The organism is Sphingomonas sp. Ant H11, from assembly GCF_000797515.1.
GTDB lineage: Bacteria > Pseudomonadota > Alphaproteobacteria > Sphingomonadales > Sphingomonadaceae > Sphingomonas.
This window is the reverse complement of sequence record NZ_JSBN01000076.1, coordinates 1-5801: the sequence shown is the minus strand read 5'-3', so window position 1 is coordinate 5801 and position 5801 is coordinate 1. Positions and strand designations below refer to the sequence as shown.

Below are 5801 nucleotides of genomic sequence, written 5' to 3'. Positions count from 1 at the left end.
GGGAGGGGAATTTTAACCCAGCCGCGCCAGTGCCGCGCTCAGCCGCTCGGCCTCGGCGGCCTTTTCGGCATGGTCGCGCGGGCCTTTTCGACCGCTTCGGGCTTGGCGCGCTCGACAAAGCTGGGATTGCCCAGCCGCCCTGCGAGTGCGTCGCGCTCCTTCGCGGCAGCCTCAATGCCCTTGGTCAGGCGCGCGCGCTCGGCATCGAGGTCGATCACGCCTTCGAGCGGCAGGACGAAGGTCGCCTCATCGACCACCACCTGCACCGCCCCGCCGGCCGGGCCATCCCCCGGCGTGACGTCGATGCGCGCAAGGCGTGCGATGACGCCCGCCTGGCGCTCGATCCGTGCGAGCGTTTCGGCGCTGGCATCACGGATATGCACCGGCATGCGCGTGCCCGGCGACACGCCCAGTTCCGTCCGCGCGGCGCGGACTTCGCCGATCAGGCGGATCACCCAGTCGATTTCCTGGCTGGCGGCAGGATCGATCGAGCGTGCATCCGCCATCGGCCATTTGGCGACGATCAGATCATTCTCGCGCGGGCCCATGGCGTGCCACAGTTCCTCGGTGATGAACGGCATGAACGGGTGCAGCAGCACGAGGATCTGGTCGATCACCCAACCGGCGACGGCACGGGTCTCATCGGCCTCCGCACCGGTCGCGGGGGCGTCCATCTGCCCGAGCACCGGCTTGATCAGCTCCAGATACCAGTCGCAGAAGCGGCTCCACACGAACTGATAGACCGCGTTCGCCGCGCCATCGAAGCGCAGATCGGCGAGCGCGAGATCGACCGCCTGGACCGTCGAGATCGTCTCGGCGATGATCCATTTGTTGACCGCGAGTGTCGCCTCCGGCGCATCGAGCGTCTTGCTCGCGCCGATGCCGTTGGCTTGCGCGAAGCGGCAGGCGTTCCACAGCTTGGTCGCGAAGTTGCGATAGCCCTCGACGCGCTTCTCATCCATCTTGATGTCGCGGCCCTGGCTTTCCATCGCCGCCATGAAGAAGCGCAAAGCGTCGGCGCCATATTTGTCGATCAGCCCGAGCGGGTTGACGACATTGCCCTTGGACTTGGACATCTTCTGCCCGTCCGCCGCGCGGACGAGGCCGTGCAAATAGAGCTTCTTGAACGGCACATCGCCCATAAAGTGGATGCCCTGCATCATCATCCGCGCATCCCAGAAGAACAGGATGTCGAAGCCCGAGATGAGCACGTCGTTCGGGTAACGGCCGTGGAGTTGCGGGGGGCGGTTTAGGAAACCGTTGCTCGCTCCCTCACCGTTCGTGTCGAGCGAAGTCGAGACACCGGTCACCGCCAGCGCAGGCTTCTCGACTTCGCTCGAAGCGAACGGGGGGAGTGGTGCCCTCATCCGGCCACCCCATCGTTGCGAACGGCCAGAGCGCCGAGGAGAACCAGGTGTCGAGGACGTCGGGGTCTTGCGTCAGCGCGACGCCTTCGCCGGCCTGGGCTTGCGCTTCGGCCTCGGTCATGGCGACGTAGCTCGAACCGTCCTCGGCGAACCACGCCGGAATCCGGTGCCCCCACCATAGCTGGCGCGAGACGCACCACGGCTGGATGTTCTCCATCCAGTTGAAATAGGTCTTTTCCCAGGTCTTGGGCACGATCTGGATCGCGCCCGAGCGCACCGCCTCGATCGCGGGTTTCGCCAGCGTCGCGGCGTCGACATACCATTGGTCGGTCAGCCAAGGCTCGATCACCACGCCCGAACGATCACCGTAAGGCGTCTGGATCGTGCGCGGTTCGGCGTCGTGTTCGGTGCCGTCCTTGTCGATGTGCGGGATCAGGAAGCCGTCGGCCTTCAACTGCGCGACCACCGCCTTGCGCGCCTCGGCCGTGGTCAGGCCCAGGAACGCGTCGGGGATCAACCCGGTGGGATCGGCGACCTGCACGACTTGCGCCTTGGCATCGAGCATGTTGAGCATTGCGCCCGCCGCGATGCCGGCGCGTTTTCCCACTTCGAAATCGTTGAAATCATGCCCCGGTGTGATCTTCACCGCGCCCGAGCCAAGCTCAGGGTCGGCATGATCGTCGGTGATGATCGGGATCAGGCGGCCGGTGATCGGCAGCTTCACATGCTTGCCGACGAGATGGGTGTAGCGTTCGTCCGCTGCGTTCACCGCGACCGCCATATCGGCGAGCATCGTTTCGGGCCGCGTGGTCGCGACTTCGATGAAACCCGAACCATCCGCCAGCGGATAGCGCAGATGCCAGAAGCTGCCCTTGATCTCGCGCGTCTCGACCTCGAGGTCGCTGATCGCGGTGCCGAGGCCGGGGTCCCAGTTCACCAGCCGCTTGTCGCGGTAAATCAGCCCTTCCTTGTGCAGATCGACGAACACCTTGAGGACGGCTTTGGAAAAGCCCTCGTCCATGGTGAAGCGCTCGTTTGCCCAGTCCATCGAGCAGCCGAGGCGGCGGAGCTGCTGGGTGATTTCCCCGCCGCTCTCTTCCTTCCACGTCCACACTTTTTCGACGAATTGCTCGCGCGTGTAATTGGTGCGCTTGTCCTGCCGCTCATTCAGTTGCCGCTCGACCACCATTTGCGTGGCGATGCCGGCATGGTCGGTGCCGACCACCCACAAGGCATCCTTGCCCTGCAAGCGGGCGTGGCGCGCAAGGATGTCCTGCAGCGTATTGTCGAGCGCATGGCCGATGTGGAGCGAACCCGTCACGTTGGGCGGCGGGTTGACGATGGTCCACGGCTCGGCACCGGGACGATCCGGGCGGAACTGGCCCGTGCTTTCCCAATGCGCATACCAGCGCTGTTCGATTTCGGCGGGGTCGAAGGTTTTTGGAAGCTCGCTCATAGCGTCTGGCTTTAGCCGCGACGCCGCAAAAGAAAAGGGCGGCCCGGCCGGACCGCCTTGCCCAACCTCAAAACTGCCCGTGCAGCCGGATCGCAAAGGCGCTGATCGGCCCGCGATCGCGGTTGTAGCCGGGGTTGCCGATCAACTGATAATCAGCGGTGATCGAAACCGGCTCGATCGGCACCCACGCATAATAGACTTCGCCAATCGCTTCCGCGCCCGGATGCGGCAGTTTGCCGTCACCGACCAGCACCCCCACGCCACCCGCATCGAGATAGCGCTGATGCACAGCGGAGATGCCGTTGACGACGGCGGCGATCCCGACCGTGTCGCCGCCGCGCCCCCACGACGCGCCCTTGATCGAAACGCCAGCAGAGGCGGTGCGATCGACATCGGTGAAATCATAGGGCTCGATCTGCCCGTCCGCGATCCCCGCGCGCGCAAACACCCCGACCGATGCCGTCACCGCCTGCTCCAGATTGACCGACGCGCCGATCCGCGTCCGCCAATCGCGCACCAGCGCGGTGTCGGGAGCCGTGCCCGTCTTTACAGCAAGCGCCAGCGCATCGTCGAAGCGACCGAACCGCCCATGATTGCGGAACACGGTGACGCGGACAGCGCCGTCGCGGTCCCCGATCGTGTGGCGATGCTCGATTTCGCCATCGAGTTGAAACTGGCTGAAATCGCGCTCCAGCATCTCGCCATTGGGGATTTTGGAGAGGTTGAACAGCCCGGCCCGCACCGTCCACGGCCCCCGATACCATTCCACCGCCGCGCCGGTGCTATACCCCCAGGCGTCGGCGGCATAATCGAAGCTGCCCGCATCGACGAGCGTCCAGTTGAGGAAATCGCGCGCGGATCGTGCGCATAGCGATTGGTGTCGAACACATCGCCGACACCGAACTTGCCGAGCGTCAGCACCACCCGGTCGGCGGTTCGCCGCGCGGCGAACTGGTTGAGCGTCGCCGTCGCATCGTCGCGCGCGCCGCCCAGATTGATCGTCTGGCGGAAGAACAGCCGCTGCAGCCGGAAATAGGGATTGCTCTTGCCGACCTTATACGCCTCCGCACTGGGGAAACCCGCGACGCCCAGCGTGTTGGACAGGCCAAAGCCCTGGTCCATTTCCGGGTTGATCCACACCTCGCCGCCCTGCCACGGGCGCACCCCGGCATAGAGCGTCGCGTCGGTCGTTTCCTTGATCTGGTGCGGGGTCAGGCTGTTTGGCCCGGCATAAGGCGAGGTGAAGCCCGGCGTACCTTGCGCGGTGAGGGTGAACTGGCCGTGGATGGCGAAAACGTCGGACTGCGACGAAGTCGAGGGGTCGTTGCCCGAAACGGCGGCTGGCGTGGTTTGCGCCATCGCCGGTGCTGCAATGCCAGCCAGAAGAGCCAGGAGGTAGATGCGCATCGGCGACTCCGAATGTACGCGCCAGCGCCGGTACGCCCAAACGGGGTGCGCACACCTATCCAGTACCAGAAGCGGACGATCTGCTTGTTAAGAATGCCCCGCCAACCGCCCGGCTTCGGATTCGGCGGCGCAACATCGCCACGCCCCGTAATCGCCCCTACCCGCCGATGCTAGCCGGAAACCGCGCGGTTCATACGTGATGCGCAAGGTCCGGGTCGACACCACACCAGCCCGGCATGAACCGCGCCTCATGCGACCGCGCATAGCCCAATGCCTTGTCGAGCGCCTTGTCGAAATTCTTCGCGACCGTCGTTTGCTTGATCAAACGCCGCAGATAGTCGGCCCAGATAAACTCGCTGAACGGCGTGGTTTCCTTGGCATAGCCGCCCGCCTGGCGCACCGCCCCCGCGAGCGAGCGGAACGGATCGTCGGCAAGGTCGCGAATGCGTTTCGGAATATCGGCATAGCCCCGACGCTGCCCCTGTTCGTCGAACGGGTGCAGCCAGCCGCGATTGTCGAGGAACACCCAGAAGGCATCCTGGCTGAGCGGTCGCAGATCGGCGACCACGGTGGTCAGCACTTCCTCCTGCCCCTCCTCGACCAGCGCGCGGGCAAGGTGATGATGGTCGATCACATAGGATTTGCCCTTGGGGCCGAGCACCACCGGGATCATGTGCCGCCCAAGATACTTGCCGGCATCGTCGCGCTGTCCGCGCCATTCGGCGCGCTTGCGCTCGACCTCGCGCAGGCCGACCGTCATCTGCGTCGGCCTCAGCGCATCGAGGGGTACGGGAAGAAGCATGGGCTCGCGGCTGGTTCTCATACCGTCATCTCCTTTGAAAATGGGCGTGTTGCCGCATCGACCGCATCGGCGACACTGCGCGCGCTGCGCCCGGCCAGTGCGATCTGCGCGGTGCCGCTCTCATTGAGCAAATCGCGCACCGGATCCTTCAGCCGTGCCAGCACCAAGGCACGCCCGGCCGCGCCCAGCCGGATCGACGCTTCGCCTAGAACGTCCACCGCCGTGCTATCCAAATCGCTGCTTTCCTCCAGGCTGAGGATCACCGTATGCGCATCCTGCGCCACTGCGCGCCGTTCGACCAGCGCCATGATCCGTTCGGCATTGGCGAAGAACAAGGGCTCGCCCGGCCGCAGCACCACCACATCCGGTTGCACCAATGCCTCCGGGTGGCGCGACCGATCGACAAAGTCGCGACCTTCGCCCAGCCGCCCAAGTTCGACCACTTCAGGCGACGCCAGCCGGTGAATGATCGCCAGCACCGAGAGCAGCACCGCCAGCAACATCCCGTACAGGACGCCGAGCACCAGCACGCCCAGCGCCGCTCGCTCGCCACATATTGGTCGCGGTCGATCCGCCACAGCCGCCGCAAGGGCGACGGGTCAAGCGCATGGAGCAAAGCCGAAACCACCACCGCCGCCAGGACCGGCATCGGCACGCGCGCGACCAGACCCAGCCCAAGCGCCATCAATACTGCCAGCCCGCACCCCGCGATCAAGCTCGCCCGCCGCGTCGCCGCGCCGGCGCTGTCATTGGCGGACGCAGCGGAAAC

The 5801-nt window shown here is 65.4% G+C and carries 3 protein-coding genes and 3 pseudogenes; all 6 read right to left on the bottom strand.

The window, feature by feature from the left end; all coding sequences use genetic code 11:
- Positions 1-38: 38 nt before the first annotated feature.
- Positions 39-962, bottom strand: coding sequence for a class I tRNA ligase family protein (locus NW75_RS28315; protein ID WP_443024485.1), 924 nt, complete (start codon positions 960-962; stop codon positions 39-41).
- A 41-nt stretch (positions 963-1003) separates the two neighbouring features.
- Positions 1004-2823: pseudogene (locus tag NW75_RS28310) on the bottom strand (class I tRNA ligase family protein); the annotation flags it as partial.
- 67 nt (positions 2824-2890) lie between these two features.
- Positions 2891-4230 (bottom strand): annotated as a pseudogene (locus tag NW75_RS14990) (carbohydrate porin).
- Between the two features lie 190 nt (positions 4231-4420).
- Positions 4421-5053, bottom strand: coding sequence for a ParB-like protein (locus NW75_RS14985; protein WP_033965991.1), 633 nt, complete (start codon positions 5051-5053; stop codon positions 4421-4423).
- A complete protein-coding gene (locus NW75_RS26665; protein WP_231565228.1) occupies positions 5050-5610 on the bottom strand; it encodes an STAS domain-containing protein in 561 nt (186 codons plus the stop codon). Before NW75_RS26665 ends, NW75_RS14985 begins: the two co-directional genes overlap by 4 nt.
- A gap of 35 nt (positions 5611-5645) precedes the next feature.
- Positions 5646-5747 (bottom strand): annotated as a pseudogene (locus NW75_RS28305) (hypothetical protein); the annotation flags it as partial.
- Positions 5748-5801: the final 54 nt, after the last annotated feature.

Excerpts from the sequence above, each read along its gene's own strand:
- NW75_RS28315 (WP_443024485.1), bottom strand. The coding sequence starts at position 962 with ATGGATGAGAAGCGCGTCGAGGGCTATCGCAACTTCGCGACCAAGCTG.
- NW75_RS14985 (WP_033965991.1), bottom strand. The coding sequence starts at position 5,053 with ATGAGAACCAGCCGCGAGCCCATGCTTCTTCCCGTACCCCTCGATGCG.